This window comes from Virgibacillus aidingensis (assembly GCF_010994035.1).
Classification (GTDB): domain Bacteria; phylum Bacillota; class Bacilli; order Bacillales; family Amphibacillaceae; genus Virgibacillus_N.
Window position 1 is genome coordinate 11,741 of sequence record NZ_WIXN01000028.1, and the last position, 19,476, is coordinate 31,216.

The following is a 19,476-nucleotide window of genomic DNA, read 5'->3' on the forward strand; positions in this document are numbered from 1 at the left end:
AAACAAAAGACGGCGAGTTTGTTTACCTCGCCGTCTTGATTACCGGAATAGAGGACTTATTTCCCTGGCTGTTAGTCCACAGCAATAGATAAGCGCTTAACTTTTAGTGACGGGGAGCCAATATTTCCCTGCATGCCCATTGGTGTAAATTTAAGGTCATTGCCTATCTGTTCTATATCATGCAGCAGATCAAAAAAATTGCCGGCAACAGTCATCAGCTTGGCCGGGCTAATGATTTTTCCGTCTTTTACATAATAGCCATTCGCTGCAAGTGAGAAGTCACCCGAGATTGCACTTGCGCCTGAATGCAGGCCGGCAAGGTTTGTGATAATGATTCCTTCATCCAGGCTCTCGTATAATTGCTCGTAAGAAGCTTCTCCCGGTTCGATAAACAGATTGGACGGACTGATGCCAATGGTGTCCTTATGGGATGGTTTATATCCATGACCTGTAGATGTCACGCCATCCTTTTTAGCTGTTTTCAAGTTATGAAAAAATGTCTCCAGCCTGCCTTTATTGACAACCGCTGTTTTTCTTGTAGCCACGCCTTCTGAATCAAAGGTCCGGCTTTCTATGCTTTCTTTCATAAACGGGTCGTCTGTCAGCGTAACAAGTTCGGAAGCAATTGTTTCTCCAAGTTTTCCTCTGAGCAAAGACTGTCCCTGCTGTACCGATTCTGCCGAGAAGGAGGAAGTGAATACATCCAGCAGCGAGGCAGCTGCTATGTTTTTAAATATCACCGGATAACCTTTTGTTTCATAGGTTTTTCCCCCTAAATGACTTAGCACATTTTCCACCGCTTGTTTTGCAAAATCATCGGTGTCGAGTGAATGGAAGTCCTGTGTAATTTCCACATGAAAATCGGATTTAATTTCTTCTCCTTCTTTTACCACTACGGAAAAAACGACGATAAGCAGGTTATTTCTGTCTTTCAAGGAAAGTCCTTTATTATTATATATAGCTTTTTCAATAGTTGTATCCTGTAAAGTGGCCATGTCTGTCTGAATAACGCGGCTGTCATAATCGTATATTTTTTTCTCGACTTCCTTCAAAAAGTCCAGTTTTTCCTCTGGCGTTACCTCTGCAAGGGAGGCGGAATAAAAATCAATGTCTTCATAGCGTTCATCGCCCGGGTATATTTCCTCGGGTTCATTTTCCATTAATGCAGCATTTTCTTTTAAATTATTTAACAGAAAGCTTATTGATTCATCATCCAGTTTTTCTGTATATGCATAGCCCATTCTGTCTTCTACAAGACCGCGGACAGAGACGCCATTTACTGTCGATGATTTGTAACCATCCATTTCCCCTTTAAAAATTTCACAGGAAAACTGATTCTCTTTTTCATAATAGAGCTCCAGCTCAGTAATACCCATGTCTTTAGCTTCTGTGAAAATTTTATCGCGAAAAACATTTATCTCCATCATTATGCCTCCCTTCCGCCGACGGTGATTTCAGATACACGCAGCATCGGCTGGCCGACATTGACGGGAACACTTCCGCTTGAAGCCCCGCACATTCCGGCACCATGGCCAAGGTTATTTCCGACCATGTCTACTTTTTGAATGGTTTCCGCGCCATTTCCAATCAGCGTGGCTCCCCGCAATGGTTTATCAATTTTGCCGTCTTTCACCAGATAGGCTTCCAGCGCTGCAAAGTTATAATCAGCCGTTGCAGGGTTTACAGAGCCGCCGCCCATATATTTTGCATAAATCCCACTTTCGGTATTGGCAATAATTTCTTCCGGTGTGGATTCCCCAGGTTCTATATATGTGTTGGTCATCCGGGAGGTTGGTGCATATTTATATGATTCTCTTCTGCCCGAACCGGTGGATGCTGCATTCATTCTTCTGCCGTTCAGTTTATCAATTAAATAACCTTTTAATATTCCATTTTCGATCAGGACATTTCTTCTTGCCTTCTCCCCTTCATCATCAATATTAATGGAGCCCCATTCATTTTTCAGTGTGCCGTCATCTATGTAGGTAACGAGGTCTGAGGCTACTTTTTCCCCTTCCTTATTGGCGAATACAGAATTATTCTTGGCTACGGCTGCTGCTTCCAGACCATGGCCACAGGCTTCATGAAAAATTACTCCGCCAAATTCATTGTCAATGATTACCGGGAATTTCCCGCTTGGCGCAGGGTCTGCATGAAGCATTGTCACTGCAATTCGGGCAGATTCCTTCGCGTAATGATCGAGATCCAGTCCTTCAATATATTCAAAACCCTGCAGTGCTCCCGGTCCGTAAAAACCGGTTTGCATATCCGATCCATTGCTGGCTATGGCCACATTAACCAGTCGGGTTCTTGTTCTTTTATCCTCGACAAAAGTTCCTTCTGAATTTGCGATTAATACGTTTTGCTCTTCATCCAGCAATCGGATGATGGCTTGTGAAATAGCCGGGTCATAGTTTGTGATGATCTCATTGGCTTTCCGGAGCACATTTAGTTTACGGGCCTTTTTCACTTTCGTTGGCGCAAATTTAACAGGATGGTTTGTGTCCACCATTCTTTTTTCCGCCGGCAGCAAAATATTTCTTTGCGTTTGGTTTCCCTCGATTGCTTTGGCGGCTGTATTTGCTGCTTGCAGCAATCCATCTTTTGAAAAGTCATTGGTGTAGGCATAAACACTTTGCAATCCTTTAAATATACGAATACCAACACCAAAATCCCGACCCGAAATGCTTTTTTCCAGCCGGCTGCTCTGATATGTCATGTTGTTCGTATACTTGTCTTCCACAAATACTTCGGAAAAATCACCGCCGGTAACTAAGGCGGCAGACAAAACATCTTCGACAAGTGACTTATTTAACATCATTTACCCCCTGTTTTTTAAATTTGAAATTAAAAGAAAAGTCTGCTCATTCGGAGGTTTTTTAACTTCAAATAAGCAAAATATCCCTGTATTTCAGTATAACAGATTGCTGGATCACCGTAATACTTTTTATTCCAAAATTTTTACAATATACGTATCTGAATCCACCGGGCAGCATGTTATATCGATCTAGAGGAAGTCCGAATCAATCGGGACTCCTTCAAATCGATCGAGCAGCACGTCAAATCGATCGAGAAGAAGCCCAAATCGATCGAGAAGAAGCCCAAATCGATCGAGGTTCCTCCAAACCGATCGAGCAGCATATCAAATCGATCGAGACTCCTCCAAACCGATCGAGCAGCATATCAATCCGAACGGAAAACCTCCAAATCGATCAAGATGGACATGGGGGTATGGTTTCAAACTGAAAATGAATAAGACGAGGTACCTTCCCATACTTGCACCGTGTCCCATCATCTGGGACAGTTTACCTGTCCCTCTGTCCCCGCCCCGCCAAACTAAAAAGGATGGGACAAGGTACCTGTCCCTATGTCCCGTGTTTTCTTTCGCTTGATTCGATGACAACGGCGGCTGATGCGTCGCCGGTGATGTTTATTGCGGTTCGCATCATATCAAGAATTCGGTCAACGCTCGCGATTAGGGCAATACCGGCCAATGGCAGATTTACGGCAGTAAGCACCATTGTGAGCATAATGAGACCTGCACCTGGCACGCCTGCTGTACCGATGGAAGCCAGGGTGGCAACAAGGGCAACAGTAATGATTTGGGTGAATGTCAATTCAACTCCGTAATATTGAGCAATAAACATGACAGCAACACCCTGGTAAAGGGCGGTTCCGTCCATATTAATTGTTGCTCCCAGCGGGAGGGTGAAACTGCTTGTTTGTTTGGATACACCCAGGTTTTCCTCCGTGTTTTTCATGGTTACGGGAAGTGTTCCCGAACTGCTTGCTGTACTAAAAGCAACAGTTGCTGCAGGTAAAATCCCTTTAAAAAATGTAAACGGATTCATTTTCCCGAGTGATTTTACTGCAGTGGAATACGTAATGGCAGCATGAAAAATACAGCCGATAAACACTGCGGCAATCAGCTTAATAAGCGGCAAAAGCACATCAAGTCCATATTGTCCCACGATTGGTGCGAGCAATCCGAATACACCTATTGGAACGAGCAGCATAATGATATTTGTAATTTTATACATAATTTCCGAGAGTCCATCGAAAAAACGCTGCACCGGGTTAGCTCTTTCACCGGCCAGGGTAATCCCAATTCCTAGAAATACAGCAAAAAAGATGATTTGCAATATGTTTGCGGTCGATAATGCCTCTACAGGATTTGTCGGAACAATATTCAAAAGTGTATCAACGATGCCGGCTGTTTCAGCCGGTTCTTCTGCTGCGGCATCCGGGGTAATATCCAAGCCAGTGCCCGGAGAGAACACAAATCCGGCAAGCAGTCCAATGGAAATGGCAATAAAGCTTGTCAGTAAATAATAAGTGATCATTTTTCCGCCAAGCCGGCCTAATTTTTTGACATTCCCGGCACTTGTAACTCCAACAATAATGGTCGCTAAAATTAAAGGAACAATAATAAACTGAATAAGACGTAAGAATAAATCACCAAGGGGCTGCACCACTCTAGTATTTTCTCCAAACAGCAAGCCTGCAATAATTGCCAGGATAAATGCAATCAGGATTTGCCAAAGCAAACTTTTCTTCATACATATCCTCCTTATATTTGGAATAAAATAAGCACGGTCCTCCTTTCTCTACTTATAATTAGTTTATTTATAAAGGAGTTGGAGAATTACAACTATTTTCAAAAGGATAATAAAAGAAAAGCGAACGTTCAAATTGACTTTCCTGATGTTCAGTTGTAGACTATAAGTATATATTTTTGTATGAGGTGAAGGCATGATACAGTCAGTATTAATCATTGGCATCATTTTGGCGGTAATCAGCATTGCTGTTGGAATTGGCGTATTAAAAGCAACCGGCAAAGAGAAGTTTACAGGCTATTATCCCATTGCCGTATTAGGAATAGCTGGTATTTTACTCGCCTGTGCTGCACCAATCGTGGGAAAAGTAGAAATCATGGGAGCAGGACTCGGCGGCTGGGGAATTGCAGCAATGTTCGCTGCAGCAATTGGTTTTATTGTTACTTCCCTTGTTGACACATACACAAATGCCAAAGCATAAAAAAAGAGCGTTCAGCACGCTCTTTTTTTTATACAGTAAGCCGGATGGTTGGAGAATCCTGAAGTCTTTAAGCTGAATAATCAGGATGGTTTTTTCAGCATTTAACCGATCAGGGAAAATATAGTGATTGCAGGATTTACTTCCTTATTTTAAATACGTATCCCCATTCTTCTGTTCAATTTTCCCTTCCTTCATCAATCTGCCCAGAGCACGTTTGAAAGCAGCTTTACTGATTTTAAATGTCGCCCGGATATCTTCTGGGTCACTTTTATCGCTGAAAGGAATCACCCCGTTATTTTCATGCAGGTGCTTTAATATGGCTTCAGCATCTTCTTCCATGCTATGCTGTTTCAATGGGCGGAGGGAAACATTTACCGAACCATCATCCTTCACTTCGATGACTCTTCCACTGACAAGCTCACCCAAGCGCGGTTCCCGCTTTCTTTCCGTATGATGAATAAACCCGCGGTGATTTCCCTCTGTGAAAATAGCTGAACCTTCTCTGCTTGTATGATAAACTCTCCCTGAAATCTGCCGCTGATATAAAATTTCCGGTGCAGCCTCCATTTCGTTGATAAGTTCATCTTCACCTGCGGGGATGGCCAATAGACGTCCTTTTCGGTCCTCTCCCAATGTTACATAAAGCTGATCCCTTTTTGCCGGCCATACACTTTCAAATAAAGGAAGATTATCCCGGGATATTAGCATTTCCTTGACGGTCCCTATATCTACAAAGACACCAAGATTCGGAACCACTTCCATGACCTCCGCCCAGCCATAAGTATTCCTATGGATCGGAGGGAGCTTCAGCGTAGCGATCCATTTTCCCCGCTTATCAGCGTATAAAAAAACTTTCATCATTTCACCGAGTCCCAGTTCTTCATCTGTTTCATCATGATGGAGGAAAGCTTTATTTCCTGCATGCACCAGGACATAACCGTTTTCACTTTTACTGTCTATCCTCATTGTTTGGATGGTACCAAGCATTTGATTCAAAGTAACACCTCTTTATGTTGATCAATTTATCTTTATTTTCTCTCCCAAATCGTGATTATAATCGCATACCCAATAGCCCTTGTCAAATAAATCTCATGCGAAGGTAATTGTTTAAACTGCTTCAACGATTTTTCAACTGCACAGGTTAAGCTGGTCATGTTGTAACTCTAAAGTACCAGACAAAATAAGGAGAATTCACAAGCATTTTTTACAATAAAAGAATAAACAGGGATAATGTACCCGTTGTAATTTGTCGATTATTATCAAATAATGTCAAAAACACCACTTTCCTACTAAACATAAAATTGAGTATTTATCCCGATTCACTGTTTGAAATTTTTTGATAATCTGGGTAATGAGAGTCAGGAACGAAATTTTACTAGGTGCAAATTCTTAAGACGAAAGGATAGGTGGTAGTGAAAAAAATATGGACTTCTATAATCGTAATATTAATATTAATCCTTATGCTGCCTGCAACAATTTATGTACAAGCTCATAAAAGCAACTTTCCGGTAAGTGACTATTTGGGATTTGTCAATCAGTTACTGATGGAAAAACAGGAAGAGGCTGAACAAACCTGGGCTGTTAAAATGCAGGAATCCGCTGATACAACTAAAGAACAATTAATGGAATTTTACCTGGACAAGCTGTCCGGAGCAAAGAAAAATGTGGAACAGCATCGGCAGGATTATCTTTTGCAGCTGGAAGATACGGTGAAAGTGTTGAAGCAAAGAGACTTTAAGGAATACGAGGAGAAAAAAACGGAAGAAGTGCGGAATGAAATAGAAATAGATGCAGAGAGTTACCTGGAAAAAATAATATCAGAAAAATAAAAATGCGAGGGAGTCGATGAATATGAAGTTTGGATTAAAGGGAAAAATTGCGGCAGGGATAGTAGTGGCAGGCGTTGTATCAAGCTCAAGTTTTGCTTTTGCGAATACGGATGCGGGTGAAAATTTAAAGGCATGGTATGATGGTATGTTCGGTCAATCGGTGGAAACAATGGAAGGAGATACTTCGGAATATATTGAAGACCAATTGCCCGGGTTAAACGAAGAGTATGAAGCGTTGAAGGAGCAGTCAGGAGTGGATATTGATTTAACGCGAGAATTGGAGACCGGAGAATCCGCAGAAGAGATTCTAGCAGCCAAGATGAATCATATCGAAGCACTGGAGGATAAGCAGCAGGAGATACTGGGAAATATTGGAGCCCAATATTATGATGTTTTTCTGGACGGATATTTTCAAATTCAAACACTGCAGCAGGAAGGTCTTGATTACGCAGCAAATGATCTGACCGCGTTCACAGGAGATGCTGGGGATGCTGCGGTTGCACAAATGACGGATGACTTAAATACTGCTCGTGATACAGCAGTAGATGAGTTGGAGGAAGCAATCCAAAATGCACAGGAAGAATTGGCAGCAGAAATTGATAGTCAGGAAGAAATTACAACCCGTAATTTAAGAAATCAAGTTGATTTTCACATTGAAGACTTACGCGGGGAAGTAGAGACGCTTTTAGAAGGACTTGTGGAAGAACAGAAAAACATCATCATTGCTGCTGCACAAGACCTTGAAGATGATGCAATCCAGGCTTTGGATGATGCTGCAGGCGGAATCAATGACTAATTAACGAGTCAGGACAGCTGGAAACAGCGGGTTCCCTCCAATGTGGGGGGAACCAATTTTAGGAGCTGATTAACGTGAAGCCAACATGGCGAAAAGTAATAATAGGAGTGCTTATTGTAATAACGGCTGCAGGCAGCAGCATGACAATTGCTTTTGCCGATCAGAATATTGGCGGCATGCTGACGGAATGGTTTGACCGGAAAACAGAAGCATCGCTAGAAGAAATAGATGATGCAATTTCAGCGGAACAGGAAAAACAGACAGCAAGACTAAAAGAGGAACTCAGACTTGCGATTGAAGAAACAGAGCAGGAAATGAAGAAGTTTGTGGAAGCAGAAAAGGACAGCCGGGTGAAAGAAATCAGACAATATGCCGATGATTTAATGGGAAAAATTGAAGTGGATGAATCGGAAATAAAAGAAGCCAAAATGCAGGAATTAGATAAAATACTAAATGAAGCGAAGACGAAAATGGATCAGGTGCTGGAGGATAAAGAAGGGGCAAATGAAGAGGTAACCAAAAAAGATCAAATGAGTAAAGAGGAAGAAGGGCAAATTGCTGAAATAGAAGCAGATAAAAGCGGGACAGAAGAACACAAGGGGCAAACGGATGAATAGTAGTACACCTAAGAAAAAAGCAGGCACATACCACGCTGAAAACAGTACGAATACTACAAAATCCAGCAAATCCGGCTTGATGAGCTGGGTTATTTTCATTATTTTCCTTTTATGCATTATTATATTTTTCAGGTACATAGTTCAATTTACAGTGGTTTCCGGAAACTCCATGAATCCCACGCTGGAAGATAGAGATATTTTATTCACAAGCAGTTTATATTATGAGGTGGACAGGTACGATGTGATAATTTATCGGGATATCAGCGGGTACGATGTGATTAAACGGGTGATTGGCATGCCAAACGAAGCGGTTGAAATCAGGGAGGGGACGGTTTTTATTGATAGGTCTCCCATAGAGGAAAACTACACGGAGGGCAGCGCGAATGAGATGGCTGAAGTAACTGTGGCTGAGGGCAGCTATTTTGTCATCGGTGACAACAGAAATCCGGGCGCAAGCCTTGACAGCAGAAACAGTGATGTCGGCGTGATCACAGAGAGCCGGATTAAAGGAAAAGCCGTGTTTTCGGTATTTCCACCCGGAAAAATAGAATAATAGTATTACGATTTGCTGCCGGCTTTGTATTATACAGAGCCGGCAGTTTTGCTGTCCGGGAAACTCTGTTGCTGACAGTCTCCAATCAATCTACTATAATTATGTAAAAGGCTGGTGATTGCTGTGGTTCGAATAGAACCTTATGGGGATTCCGGGCTTCGTATCCAGTTTGGGGAGGATATTTCCAAAGAAATAAATGAAACAATACGCTGTTTTTGCCTTCTGCTGGAGGAGAAAAAAATTCCCGGGGTAATAGAATGGATACCGACCTATACTGCCGTATCCATTATATATGACCCACTTATTCTTTTTTATGATGACTTGAAAATTCGGATGAAGCAGTTACTTTCAGTGTTGAAAGAAATGGAGCTTCCTCCTGCCAAAATAACGGAGATACCTGTACTCTATGGGGGAGAATACGGGCCGGATCTTTCCCTGGTGGCAGAAAAAAACAAGCTTATTGAGCGGGAAGTGATAGACCTGCACACTTCAAAAGATTACCTGATTTATATGATGGGATTTATTCCCGGTTTCACGTATTTAGGCGGAATGTCTGAAAAAATTGCCATCGAAAGAAAATCCAACCCGCGGGCGGAGATTTCTGCAGGATCTGTAGGAATCGCCGGAAAACAGACAGGGATTTATCCGGTGAATTCACCGGGAGGGTGGCAAATCATCGGGAAAACACCCGTGAAGTTATATGATGAAAATAAGAAATCTCCTATTTTGCTGGAGGCAGGCAATTATATCCGGTTTGTACCGATTAAAGAGAAAGAATTTGCAGATATAGAACAGCAAATAAAAGCGGGGAATTATATGCCCCGTACAAAAACAATGGCGGAAGGGATGGAATGATGTGAAGCATCAAGTGGATTTGAACAGTGATTTGGGAGAAAGTTTTGGCGCGTATAAAATCGGGCAGGATGATTTGATCATGGACTTTATCTCCTCTGCCAACATTGCCTGCGGCTACCATGCCGGGGATCATAATGTGATCGCACATACGGTGAAAGCTGCTTCGGAAAAAAATATCGGAATCGGAGCACACCCGGGGCTGCAGGATCTGATCGGTTTCGGCCGGCGTCCTATGGAAATAGATCCGGAAGAAGTATATAATCTCATTTTATATCAAATTGGAGCGATCCAAACTTTTGCCCGCACGCATCATAAAAAATTGAATCATGTAAAACCACATGGTGCCTTATATAATATGGCCTCAAAAGATGCAGAGCTGGCGCAGGCCATAGCAGAAGCGGTATATGCCAGTGATAAAGATCTGGTGCTGTTTGGGCTTGCCGGAAGCGAGCTGGTGAAAAAAGGAGAGCAGGCTGGATTGAAAACAGCTCAGGAAGTATTTTCAGACCGGACATACCAGCCCGATGGAACATTGACCTCAAGAGCAAAAGAAAATGCTATGATTCATGATGAAGAAGAAATGTTGTATCGTGTCATTCGTATGGTTAAGGACGGAAAAGTGGAAGCTGCGGATGGTACAGATATAGCAATACAGGCAGACACCATATGTATTCACGGAGACGGACAGCAGGCACTCCTATTTGCCGAGAAGCTGTTTAAGGAATTGGTGAAAAACGAAATTACAATTAAAAGAGTTGGGGAATAGATGAATGAAGCAATGAAAATAATCAAACCCGGTCTGGCCACCTCGGTACAGGATTTGGGGAGAAAAGGATATCAGCAGTACGGTGTCGTTGTCGCTGGGGCAATGGATGATTTTGCTTTGCAGGCAGCCAATCTGCTTGTCGGGAACAAGAGGGGGGAGGCTGCGCTTGAAATTGCCCTTATAGGACCGGAAATCATGATGCTTGAAAATACGGTGGTTGCTATCTGCGGAGCGGATCTTTCACCAAAACTGGATGGAGAAGCCATTTCATGCTGGAAATCCTATTTCGTTGAAAAGGGGCAGAGATTATCTTTTGGCAAACCGAATAACGGAGGCTATGCATATTTGGCTGTGGCAGGAGGTTTGAAAACACCGGAAGTGATGGGGAGCAGATCAACGTATGTCAAAACGGAAATGGGCGGCTACAAAGGCCGTTTTCTAAAAAAAGGCGATTATCTGGAAACAGGCTTTCCTTCCAGCAAGCTAAAACAGCTTTCCGGCAGAAGCATTAAAATAACAAAGGCAATGGATTACCAGTCCCGCCGTCATATTCGTGTTGTGCTTGGGCCGGACAGACAGGGATTTACGGAGGAGTCGATTCAGCAATTTTTGACATCTCCTTACAAGGTCACCCCGCAATCTGACCGGATGGGATACCGTCTGGATGGGCCGCCCCTTGACGGGGAGGCAGACATTATCTCGGATGCTGTTTTACCCGGCACTATTCAAGTACCTGCTAACGGGAAGCCGATTGTTTTGCTTGCGGACAGGCAAACTACCGGCGGTTATGCCAGGATTGCTTCAGTTATTTCCGTTGATCTCCCATACGTAGCTCAGCAGCGGGCTGGAAATGAATTAAGATTTGCTGCAGTGAGTGTAAGAGAAGCACAACAGCAGTACGTGAAAAGGGAATTCTTATTGCAGCGATTAAACATGGCGGCCGGGAAGTTTTAAGAGATCCTGCTATGGAATCGTGCAGTATCGCCCGGAGTAATTCGTGCATGAACAGGAATAGTTTGATGTAAGCTTTAAACCTCCGGTCAGCAGATCTTTGCGCAGTCTGGTTTATTCTGAATACTGCCCTCTGCAGCTGCCCCGCCCCGGTGGTTTAAAAAGTATGATAGACTAATAGGTATGATTGTTTATTGGAGATGTCACCATGTATTTGTTCCTGAATGTAATATTACCGATCATTGCCGTATTTGCTGCCGGCTATATTTTGCAGAAAATACGGCTGCTTGATGTGAAATCCGTTTCTGCTGTATCGATTTACATACTGATGCCTGCCCTTGTGTTTGTTGGTTTATATGATGCAGATTTTGACAGCAGCTATGCAGTTGTTCTTATCTATATGTTCGTTTTGTTTTTCCTGATGGTTTTTCTGAATAAAATTCTTGCCCGTTTGCTTAAATGGTCTCCTTCTACAGAGAGTGCATCCATTTTATCCACCGGTTTTATGAATTCGGGAAATTATGGACTTCCTGTTGTATTATTCAGCATCGGGGAAGCTGCCTTGCCAATCGCGGTGTTCATTATGGTTATACAATCGCTGCAAAATAACTTTTTCGGCGTGTATTATGCTTCCCGGAGTACGAACGGCATGAAGCAGGCTTGGTTCAATGTACTAAAAATGCCAACGACTTATGCGGCTGTTTTAGCAATTATATTTCAGCCATTGGACATACAAGTGCCGGAAGCCATTTTCTCTACTTTATCTATGGTGGGGGATGCCGGTATTCCGGTTATGATGATTGTGCTGGGGATGCAGCTTGCCTCTATTACTTCCATGAAAATCAATTGGCAGGTCATTGCGTCTGCGGTAACTTTAAAAATGGCGGCAGCACCATTATTTGCATTCCTGTTTGTATGGCTGCTCGATGTCGATCCGCTGATTGGTGTTATTTTAATCGTTATTTCAGCTATGCCGACCGCTGCAACCACTACAATGTATGCCATTGAATTTGATACAGAACCAGATCTTGTTTCAAGCATTACATTCATTTCCACAGCAGTGAGCATCGTGAGCTTAACGATCTTGTTAAACATCGTCACCTGAATCATGACCATGTTTTCATCCCGTTTTTTCAGGGTATCTATGGATACTACAATGTTATCGATGAAAGGATGAGGATGATGCTTCGGACCATATTAATGATTATCGGTGCTATTGTAGTAATTGGCTGGATTATTTCCATGCTTTAAAAATATGTTGGAAGCTGACAAAATTGGCGCTGAAGGGTTCTTGGCAGTTGGGAACCCTTTTTATGTTTCATTTTAACTGGGAATGCCGAAGTTCACGGCGGAAAAGCCAAAGTTCACAACGGAAAAGCCAAAGTTCACAGTGAAATCGCCGAAGTTCAAATTTATTTCACCGAAGTTCACAAATAAACAGTGCTATTTTCACAAACAAGCCAATTTTCTCCCGATTTATTTAAAAATAGGTTTAAATTTTGGCATACTTCGCTGTATCGGATAAAATACAGGTAGAAACCATTTGGAAAGGGGCAGTCATATGGATTTAGAATTAGAAGGGAAGTCTGTTGTCGTCACTGCTGCCAGCAAGGGACTTGGAAAAGCGATTGCGATGGCATTTGCTAAAGAAAAAGCGCATGTTCTTCTTTCCAGCCGAAATGAAGAGACACTAGAAGCAGCAGTGAGTGAAATAAAAATGGAGACAGGCAATCAAAATGTTGACTATGCTGTTTGCGATATGAAAAAAGAGGCGGACATAAGTGGACTGATTAATAAGGCGGTTGCGTGGAATGGCACGGTGGATGTGCTGATCAACAATGCCGGCGGGCCTCCGGCAGGCAGTTTTATGACGATGAGTGATGAGGACTGGTACCACGCATTCGAATTAAATCTGCTCAGCTTTGTACGTACAACGAGGGCGGTCGTCCCTCATATGAAAGAACAAAAAAGCGGACATATTGTAAATCTTGCCTCCTCATCGATTAAGCAAAGCATTGATAACCTGGTGCTTTCCAATACGATGAGACCGGGTATTGTGGGACTGGCAAAAACACTTGCCCAAGAGCTGAGTGAACACAATATTTTAGTTAATACAGTGGGACCCGGGACCATCAAAACCGGTCGTGTTCAGGAACTGAATGAAATAAGGGCGGAAAAAGAAAAGGTTTCCGTGGAAGAGGTAAATCGGAAAGCAGAAAATAGCATTCCAATGGGCCGTTTAGGCAGACCTGAAGAATTCGCTAAAGCGGTTGTATTTTTGGCTTCCGGAGCAAATACATATATAACAGGCCAGTCCCTTATTGTGGATGGCGGACAGGTAAAAGCATTGTAAGCACCACCTGGAACAGTCAGGAGAACTTGACTGAAACAGGCAGACTTTTTCGAAGTAATGGATAGCTGGTTAAAAAACAAAGCAGCACTCTGAGCATCAATCGAATGCTGCTGTTTCGGTCAAGCAAAGATATTGAAAATTCCAAGTGCTATTAATAGAATTGGCGGGATATAAGACATATTTTGCAAATGTTTACTTTGTGATAGCAGCATTCCTATTTTAATTCCGCAATACACAAAGAAACCGCTCATACAGGCAATGAATAAAGCGGTGATCACCGGTGAATAGCCAAGCATGGATGCACCAATTCCTGCCCCAAATGCGTCCAGGGCCAGAGCTGTACCGAGCAGAAGGGCTTCATTTGCTGAGATGATTCCCGATTGATCCAGGTCTGCTTTATCAGGTGTATTCAGCACGGCAGTTAATATATTTTGTTTTTTAGATTCGGATGGTTTCTTCCGTTCAGACAGCAAAATATTGTATAAAGAGATAATCCCTAAGGCAATTAAAATTGCGCCACCCAGTGTCTCTGCCATAGAGGGGGAGATAAATGACCTTAAGGAACTTCCGATGGTCATTGCTAAAAGAACCGTAATCCCGGAGCAAAGCATGATAATCAATAGTCCGATCAACGGCACCCTGATTTTTCGCATTCCATAGGTGACCCCTACGCCAAACCCATCCAGACTTACAGCAATTACCAAAAAAAATAATCCTGTATATAAAAGCATAGCACCATTTCCTTTATTTATTTCCTAGGTTCAGTGTATGGAAATGGTGATTTGAATGTGCTTGGACATTAGGTGACAGCCTATTCAGTATCAGCAGGAGAACCGTTCTGTCACGGACTTATGGATACCTTCATGAGGGTAATACCAATCATCCGGCCGGCAAAATTCCATCTCAAGGTTCTCTATCAATAAGTAAGTTTAAACCAGCAGAAAACCCGGATAAAAGACTGTCATCTAGGTCCTTTACAGCAACAATTAAAGAATTCCATGATTTTTTTCGGCATAAAAGACTTTTGCACAAAGGTATTAAATATTTTTTCCATAAAAATTACTTTTATCTTAAAATCCCGATTAATCTTTCCCATGCCGTGTCAGGTTTTCTCGATTTTTAATCCCGGGGGGCTGTTCAAGCCAATGATGTTTAATCATAATATCTGCTCCGGTTTTTGCCAGACGGGCAACCTCGATGGATAACCGTTCATAGTTTACCATTAAATCGCTGCGCTGACTGGCGGCTCCGGCTGTTGCGTAATTTCCTATTCCCGCTGCAGAAATGAGTGACATATGAAACATCATTATTTTATCGGAAAATGTCCGGGTGGTGGAATTGCTTACTGACACATCAGGTATATGCGGACTTTCAATCTCATCCTGCAGGAGGGCATCTGTAAAAAGCTTCACATGTTTCTTTGAAATTTCTTTTGCCCGCAGCATAAAATCCTTTACTTCCTTATTTGCGGAGGTTTGGGCAAAAGCCAGACTTAATTTAATCCCAATACTGTTTGTTATAATATTTAAGTATAAATGGGAAATTTCCACTGCATTTAGTGGACGTTTTTCACTAAAAGGATTTAATCCGCTCAGGTATTTTTTACTTTCCACATAGTCGGTTTCCTTGGGAACTTCCATATAAGGATGCCTGTAGTTTACCCCTTTTAAAAGGGCAATTTCAGAAGAATGATTATAAAGGGAAGCTGTTTCCGATAAAGCAGTTGTAAAGAAACTTCGCATATCTTCTCTTGCACACATGGACAAGAAGCCACTATAAGTAACCATCCCTACCTTTGCCATATGATTTACGTAGGATAAGCAAAATACATCGGTAAAGAGCCAGGGGGCGTCCATATTTACGTCCTGTTCATTAAAGGCAATCGGAACGGCATACTTTTCTTTTTTAAAAGTTTCGTATATCCCGTCTAAATGATTGCATGAAATATCATAAGCATATTGCAGTACAGGTTTTATCTCCGGGTCCTGTATATGTTTAAGCATAAAATCCAGGATGTATTTAGACATACTGTCATTCATATAAGTTGTCCAGAGTGCAGTTATTTCACTTGAAGTCAGATGGATTTTTTTATCCGTCATATTTAATCCTCCTCCGTATAATTGCTGTATATTAATTTGTCCATATTTGAAGGTATTATGTAATGAAGGTTGTTCAAAATAAAGTCTGATAAAAAACTGCCGTGCGGGGTTAAAATTGAATAGGGGTGCATGGAGATTAAATTTTCAGCCGACCTGTGATAAAGTAGAGACAGATGCAAAAAGAAAGGAATTTTTCGATGAGCAAAACAGTAGTACTGGCTGAGAAGCCCTCCGTCGGCCGTGATATTGCAAGGGTGCTGCAATGCAGTAAAAAGGGAAACGGCTATTTGGAAGGAAATAAATATATTGTTACCTGGGCGCTGGGGCATTTGGTGACCCTGGCGGACCCTGAAGTGTATGATGATAAATACAAAACATGGAAGATGGATGATCTGCCGATGCTTCCAAAGGATTTGAAGCTGGTCGTCATTAAAAAAACAGGCAAACAATTTCAAGCGGTAAAAACACAGCTGACCCGAAAAGACGTCGGGGAAGTAGTTATAGCTACAGATGCCGGCAGGGAAGGGGAGCTTGTTGCCCGCTGGATATTGGATAAGGCACGGGTGAAAAAACCGGTAAAACGGCTTTGGATTTCCTCTGTTACGGATAAAGCCATCAGGGAAGGTTTCAGGTCTTTAAAACCGGGCAAACAGTATGAAAATCTCTATGCATCGGCAGTAGCCCGTTCTGAAGCGGACTGGTATGTCGGCCTGAACGCGACACGCGCCCTCACAACAAAGTTTAATGCCCAGCTTTCCAGCGGCAGGGTACAAACACCGACACTGGCTATGATAGCGGCAAGGGAACAGGAAATAAAAGAATTCAAGCCGCAAAAATATTATGGTCTGGAAGCAAAAACACAAAAAGGTTTGACGTTAAGCTGGAATGACGCCAAAAATAACAGGCGGATGTTTAATAAAGAAAAGGCGGACGCACTGCTTTTAAAAGTCAAGGGCAAGCCAGCGAAAATAATGGATATTCAAAAGTCCTACAAGAAAAAACATGCGCCGCAGCTCTATGATTTGACAGAACTGCAAAGGGATGCAAACCGGATTTTTAATTTCTCTGGTAAGGAAACACTCTCCATTATGCAGCGGCTGTATGAGCAGCATAAAGTACTGACCTATCCAAGAACAGACTCACGGGTCATATCCACTGATATTGTTCCTACTTTGAAGGAACGGGTGAAAGCTTGCGGGGCGGACCAGTATTCCCGATTTTCGAATAAACTGCTTGGGAAGGAATGGAAACTCCCGAAAACAGTCGTGGACAATAAAAAGGTATCAGATCACCATGCGATCATCCCGACAGAGCAGCGGGTCATGCTGGCGGATTTATCGGATAAGGAAAGAAAAATCTATGACCTTGTTGTGAAACGATTTTTAGCTGTGCTGGGAGATCCATTTGAATATGAACAAACTACCATTACAGCAGAAATAGATGGGGAGCAATTTACAGCAAAGGGAAAAGTGGTGAAAAAGCAGGGCTGGAAAGAACTGTATGACCACAGGATGGAAGATGATGAGGAAGACCAGCAATTGCCTGTGTTGAACAAGGGTGATACGCTTACCCAGCTTCGTGTCTCTTTGAAAGAAGGAGAAACCAAACCTCCGGAACGTTTTACGGAGGGAGCATTGCTGCAGGCGATGGAAAATCCTGTCCGTTACATGAAAACAGAAGATAAGCATTTGACAAAAATGATGAATCAGACCGGCGGGCTTGGCACCGTGGCAACGAGAGCGGATATTATTGAAAAGCTTTTTAACACGATGTATATGGAAATGAAAGGCAAGCATATTTTTATTACTTCCAAAGGCAGACAGCTGCTTGATTTGGTACCGGAAGACTTGCGGTCGCCGGCATTAACGGCTGAATGGGAGCAAAAGCTTGCGCTGATTGCAGACGGGCGCCTGGATAAAAATAAATTTATATCTGAAATGAAAGCTTATACGAAGGAAGTTGTTCAGGAGATTAAGGAAAGCGACGAAAAATTTAAACATGACAATATGACCGGCACCAAATGTCCGGATTGCGGGAAATTGATGCTCGAACTTAAAAACAAACACGGCAGGATGCTTGTTTGCCAGGATCGCTCCTGCGGCCATAAGAAAAATATTGCCAAAAACACAAATGCACGCTGCCCGAACTGTCATAAGCGCATGCAGCTGCGCGGAGAGGGCGAGGGAAAAATGTTCATGTGCCAATGCGGGCATCGGGAAAAGCTCACCACGTTTAATAAACGGAAAGAACAGGAGAAAAAACACAAAGTATCGAAGAAAGACGTAAATAAATATTTGAAAAAACAGGATGATAATTTTAAGAATAATGCATTGGCTGAGCAGCTGGCTAAGTTGAAGAAATAGGTGACGAAAGGTTCTCTGTAGTACAGAGGACCTTTTTTGAGGTGAAGGTGAGCTGTGAAATTTTGTAATTGCCAAAGTTCAAACTAAGCTCGCCGAAGTTCACAAAAAAATTGCCAAAGTTCACAGTCAAATCGCCAAAGTTCATAAAGAAATCGCCGAAGTTCACAAAAAATTAACAGCTCTTTTGCAGCAGGCAAGAAAATACGCCAAACTTAATGAAATAATGAAAATACCGAATGAGATGACTGCTCATTCGGTATTTTCATTTTCTAGTATCTTTTCTCTTCAATTACATTATGATTTTTATCCAGAATCTCCACGATACCCGGACTGTTCTCCTGGGCCATTCTTTCTGCTTCGGCTATCGCATCATCTTTGGCATCGTACACTTCCTCCGGTGCCACATCTTCCAGCTTAACAAACCATGCAGAGGCATCAACGTTTGGTGTCACGGTGTATGTTCTCATGCTGCAAAACTCCTTTTCTCTTTTAGAATTTACATTCCCTTCCTTTTTAAAAATAAAACCCAAACAGTATAATAGACAGATAGGGAAGGGAGGGAGCACATGTGGAAATACATGGATGGATGGTTAAAGGTGCAATAGATAAGGAAACCCGGTGCAAGCATTATCACCAGGAAAATGATCGGATTGCCATTAAATTTTACTGCTGCGGGCAATATTTTCCGTGCTATCAATGTCATCAGGAGCATGGCTGCGGCAAAAGATCTGTTTGGCCGAGACATTTATTTGCTGAAAAAGCCATTCTGTGCGGGAGTTGTACTGAGGAGTTAACGATCAGCGAATACTTATCCAGCAAAAATACCTGTCCCGGCTGTCAAAAATCATTTAATCCGGGCTGTACTTTCCATTATCATTTATATTTCGAGCGAAAATAGCTGAAGTCAAACTGTTTACTTCACCCGCCTCTCTCTTGTATGATGGAAGAGTAACTAGCAATATATTTTTGTTAAGTATATAAGGGAGGTTAATATATATGGCATTTGTTATATTGGATCCATGCAGCACCGAAAAATCCGCTGAATGTGTAAGCGTGTGTCCAGTTGATTGTATAGAGGAAGGTCCTGATCAGTTTTACATAGATCCGGATGTTTGTATCGACTGCGCCGCATGCAAGGCTGTCTGCCCGGTGGATGCAATCGAAGAAGAATATGATCTGACCGCTGAACAGGAAGTATTTCTCGAAAAAGCGGAAGAATTTTTTGCAAATAGATGACCTATCATGACAGATAGAAGC

The 19,476-nt window shown here is 42.4% G+C and carries 21 protein-coding genes; 14 read left to right on the forward strand and 7 right to left on the reverse strand.

What is annotated here, in order from left to right; genetic code table 11:
• Nucleotides 1-71: 71 nt before the first annotated feature.
• Together GHD25_RS17960 and GHD25_RS17965 are read right to left on the reverse strand one after the other, a co-directional pair.
• Complete coding sequence (locus GHD25_RS17960; RefSeq protein ID WP_164219452.1) at nt 72-1,424, reverse strand: TldD/PmbA family protein; 1,353 nt, start codon at nt 1,422-1,424, stop codon at nt 72-74.
• A 2-nt stretch (nt 1,425-1,426) separates the two neighbouring features.
• On the reverse strand, nt 1,427-2,818 hold the full coding sequence (locus tag GHD25_RS17965) for a TldD/PmbA family protein (protein ID WP_164219454.1): 1,392 nt from the start codon (nt 2,816-2,818) through the stop codon (nt 1,427-1,429).
• Between the two features lie 176 nt (nt 2,819-2,994).
• On the opposite strand from GHD25_RS17965, the gene GHD25_RS17970 reads away from it, so the two are divergent.
• A complete protein-coding gene (locus GHD25_RS17970) occupies nt 2,995-3,246 on the forward strand; it encodes a hypothetical protein (RefSeq protein WP_164219456.1) in 252 nt (83 codons plus the stop codon).
• 119 nt (nt 3,247-3,365) lie between these two features.
• On the opposite strand, the gene GHD25_RS17975 is transcribed toward GHD25_RS17970, so the two are convergent.
• Nucleotides 3,366-4,559: a dicarboxylate/amino acid:cation symporter gene (locus GHD25_RS17975; protein WP_164219458.1), complete on the reverse strand. Its 1,194-nt coding sequence runs from the start codon at nt 4,557-4,559 to the stop codon at nt 3,366-3,368.
• Nucleotides 4,560-4,752: 193 nt separating this feature from the next.
• Between GHD25_RS17975 and GHD25_RS17980 the strand changes: the two genes are divergently transcribed.
• Nucleotides 4,753-5,037: a hypothetical protein gene (locus GHD25_RS17980; RefSeq protein ID WP_164219460.1), complete on the forward strand. Its 285-nt coding sequence runs from the start codon at nt 4,753-4,755 to the stop codon at nt 5,035-5,037.
• 144 nt (nt 5,038-5,181) lie between these two features.
• Here the strand turns inward: GHD25_RS17980 and GHD25_RS17985 are convergent, their stop codons facing one another.
• A complete protein-coding gene (locus tag GHD25_RS17985) occupies nt 5,182-6,024 on the reverse strand; it encodes a CvfB family protein (RefSeq protein WP_346426801.1) in 843 nt (280 codons plus the stop codon).
• Between the two features lie 425 nt (nt 6,025-6,449).
• On the opposite strand from GHD25_RS17985, the gene GHD25_RS17990 reads away from it, so the two are divergent.
• The 9 genes from GHD25_RS17990 (at nt 6,450) to GHD25_RS18030 (ending at nt 13,757) form a co-directional block, all read left to right on the forward strand.
• On the forward strand, nt 6,450-6,866 hold the full coding sequence (locus GHD25_RS17990; RefSeq protein WP_164219464.1) for a hypothetical protein: 417 nt from the start codon (nt 6,450-6,452) through the stop codon (nt 6,864-6,866).
• Between the two features lie 22 nt (nt 6,867-6,888).
• A complete protein-coding gene (locus tag GHD25_RS17995; protein WP_164219466.1) occupies nt 6,889-7,662 on the forward strand; it encodes a hypothetical protein in 774 nt (257 codons plus the stop codon).
• Nucleotides 7,663-7,736: 74 nt separating this feature from the next.
• On the forward strand, nt 7,737-8,279 hold the full coding sequence (locus GHD25_RS18000; RefSeq protein WP_164219468.1) for a hypothetical protein: 543 nt from the start codon (nt 7,737-7,739) through the stop codon (nt 8,277-8,279).
• The gene (gene lepB, locus GHD25_RS18005) at nt 8,272-8,832 is read left to right on the forward strand and encodes a signal peptidase I (RefSeq protein WP_164219470.1); all 561 of its coding nucleotides are present in this window, start codon (nt 8,272-8,274) and stop codon (nt 8,830-8,832) included. Before GHD25_RS18000 ends, lepB begins: the two co-directional genes overlap by 8 nt.
• 123 nt (nt 8,833-8,955) lie before the next feature.
• On the forward strand, nt 8,956-9,687 hold the full coding sequence (gene pxpB, locus GHD25_RS18010) for a 5-oxoprolinase subunit PxpB (RefSeq protein ID WP_164219472.1): 732 nt from the start codon (nt 8,956-8,958) through the stop codon (nt 9,685-9,687).
• A gap of 1 nt (nt 9,688) precedes the next feature.
• Entirely contained in the window at nt 9,689-10,453 is a 765-nt protein-coding gene (locus tag GHD25_RS18015) for a LamB/YcsF family protein (protein WP_164219474.1), read from the forward strand.
• Nucleotides 10,454-11,407 carry a 5-oxoprolinase subunit C family protein gene (locus GHD25_RS18020; protein WP_164219476.1) on the forward strand — a complete coding sequence of 318 codons (954 nt, stop codon included), beginning with the start codon at nt 10,454-10,456 and terminating at the stop codon, nt 11,405-11,407.
• 205 nt (nt 11,408-11,612) lie between these two features.
• The gene (locus tag GHD25_RS18025; protein WP_164219478.1) at nt 11,613-12,509 is read left to right on the forward strand and encodes an AEC family transporter; all 897 of its coding nucleotides are present in this window, start codon (nt 11,613-11,615) and stop codon (nt 12,507-12,509) included.
• Nucleotides 12,510-12,965: 456 nt separating this feature from the next.
• The gene (locus tag GHD25_RS18030; protein ID WP_164219480.1) at nt 12,966-13,757 is read left to right on the forward strand and encodes an SDR family oxidoreductase; all 792 of its coding nucleotides are present in this window, start codon (nt 12,966-12,968) and stop codon (nt 13,755-13,757) included.
• A gap of 119 nt (nt 13,758-13,876) precedes the next feature.
• On the opposite strand, the gene ytaF is transcribed toward GHD25_RS18030, so the two are convergent.
• Nucleotides 13,877-14,488: a sporulation membrane protein YtaF gene (gene ytaF, locus GHD25_RS18035; protein ID WP_164219482.1), complete on the reverse strand. Its 612-nt coding sequence runs from the start codon at nt 14,486-14,488 to the stop codon at nt 13,877-13,879.
• Nucleotides 14,489-14,839: 351 nt separating this feature from the next.
• Entirely contained in the window at nt 14,840-15,856 is a 1,017-nt protein-coding gene (locus GHD25_RS18040) for a DUF3231 family protein (RefSeq protein WP_164219484.1), read from the reverse strand.
• A 197-nt stretch (nt 15,857-16,053) separates the two neighbouring features.
• Between GHD25_RS18040 and GHD25_RS18045 the strand changes: the two genes are divergently transcribed.
• The gene (locus GHD25_RS18045; RefSeq protein WP_164219486.1) at nt 16,054-18,219 is read left to right on the forward strand and encodes a DNA topoisomerase III; all 2,166 of its coding nucleotides are present in this window, start codon (nt 16,054-16,056) and stop codon (nt 18,217-18,219) included.
• Between the two features lie 269 nt (nt 18,220-18,488).
• On the opposite strand, the gene GHD25_RS18050 is transcribed toward GHD25_RS18045, so the two are convergent.
• Entirely contained in the window at nt 18,489-18,686 is a 198-nt protein-coding gene (locus tag GHD25_RS18050; RefSeq protein WP_164219488.1) for a DUF2188 domain-containing protein, read from the reverse strand.
• 101 nt (nt 18,687-18,787) lie between these two features.
• Here GHD25_RS18050 and GHD25_RS18055 point away from each other — a divergent pair, with 101 nt between their 5' ends.
• Both GHD25_RS18055 and GHD25_RS18060 read left to right on the forward strand, forming a co-directional pair.
• Nucleotides 18,788-19,117 carry a CHY zinc finger protein gene (locus GHD25_RS18055; protein WP_240452415.1) on the forward strand — a complete coding sequence of 110 codons (330 nt, stop codon included), beginning with the start codon at nt 18,788-18,790 and terminating at the stop codon, nt 19,115-19,117.
• A gap of 98 nt (nt 19,118-19,215) precedes the next feature.
• Complete coding sequence (locus GHD25_RS18060) at nt 19,216-19,455, forward strand: indolepyruvate ferredoxin oxidoreductase subunit alpha (protein ID WP_164219489.1); 240 nt, start codon at nt 19,216-19,218, stop codon at nt 19,453-19,455.
• The last annotated feature ends 21 nt before the right edge of the window (nt 19,456-19,476 follow it).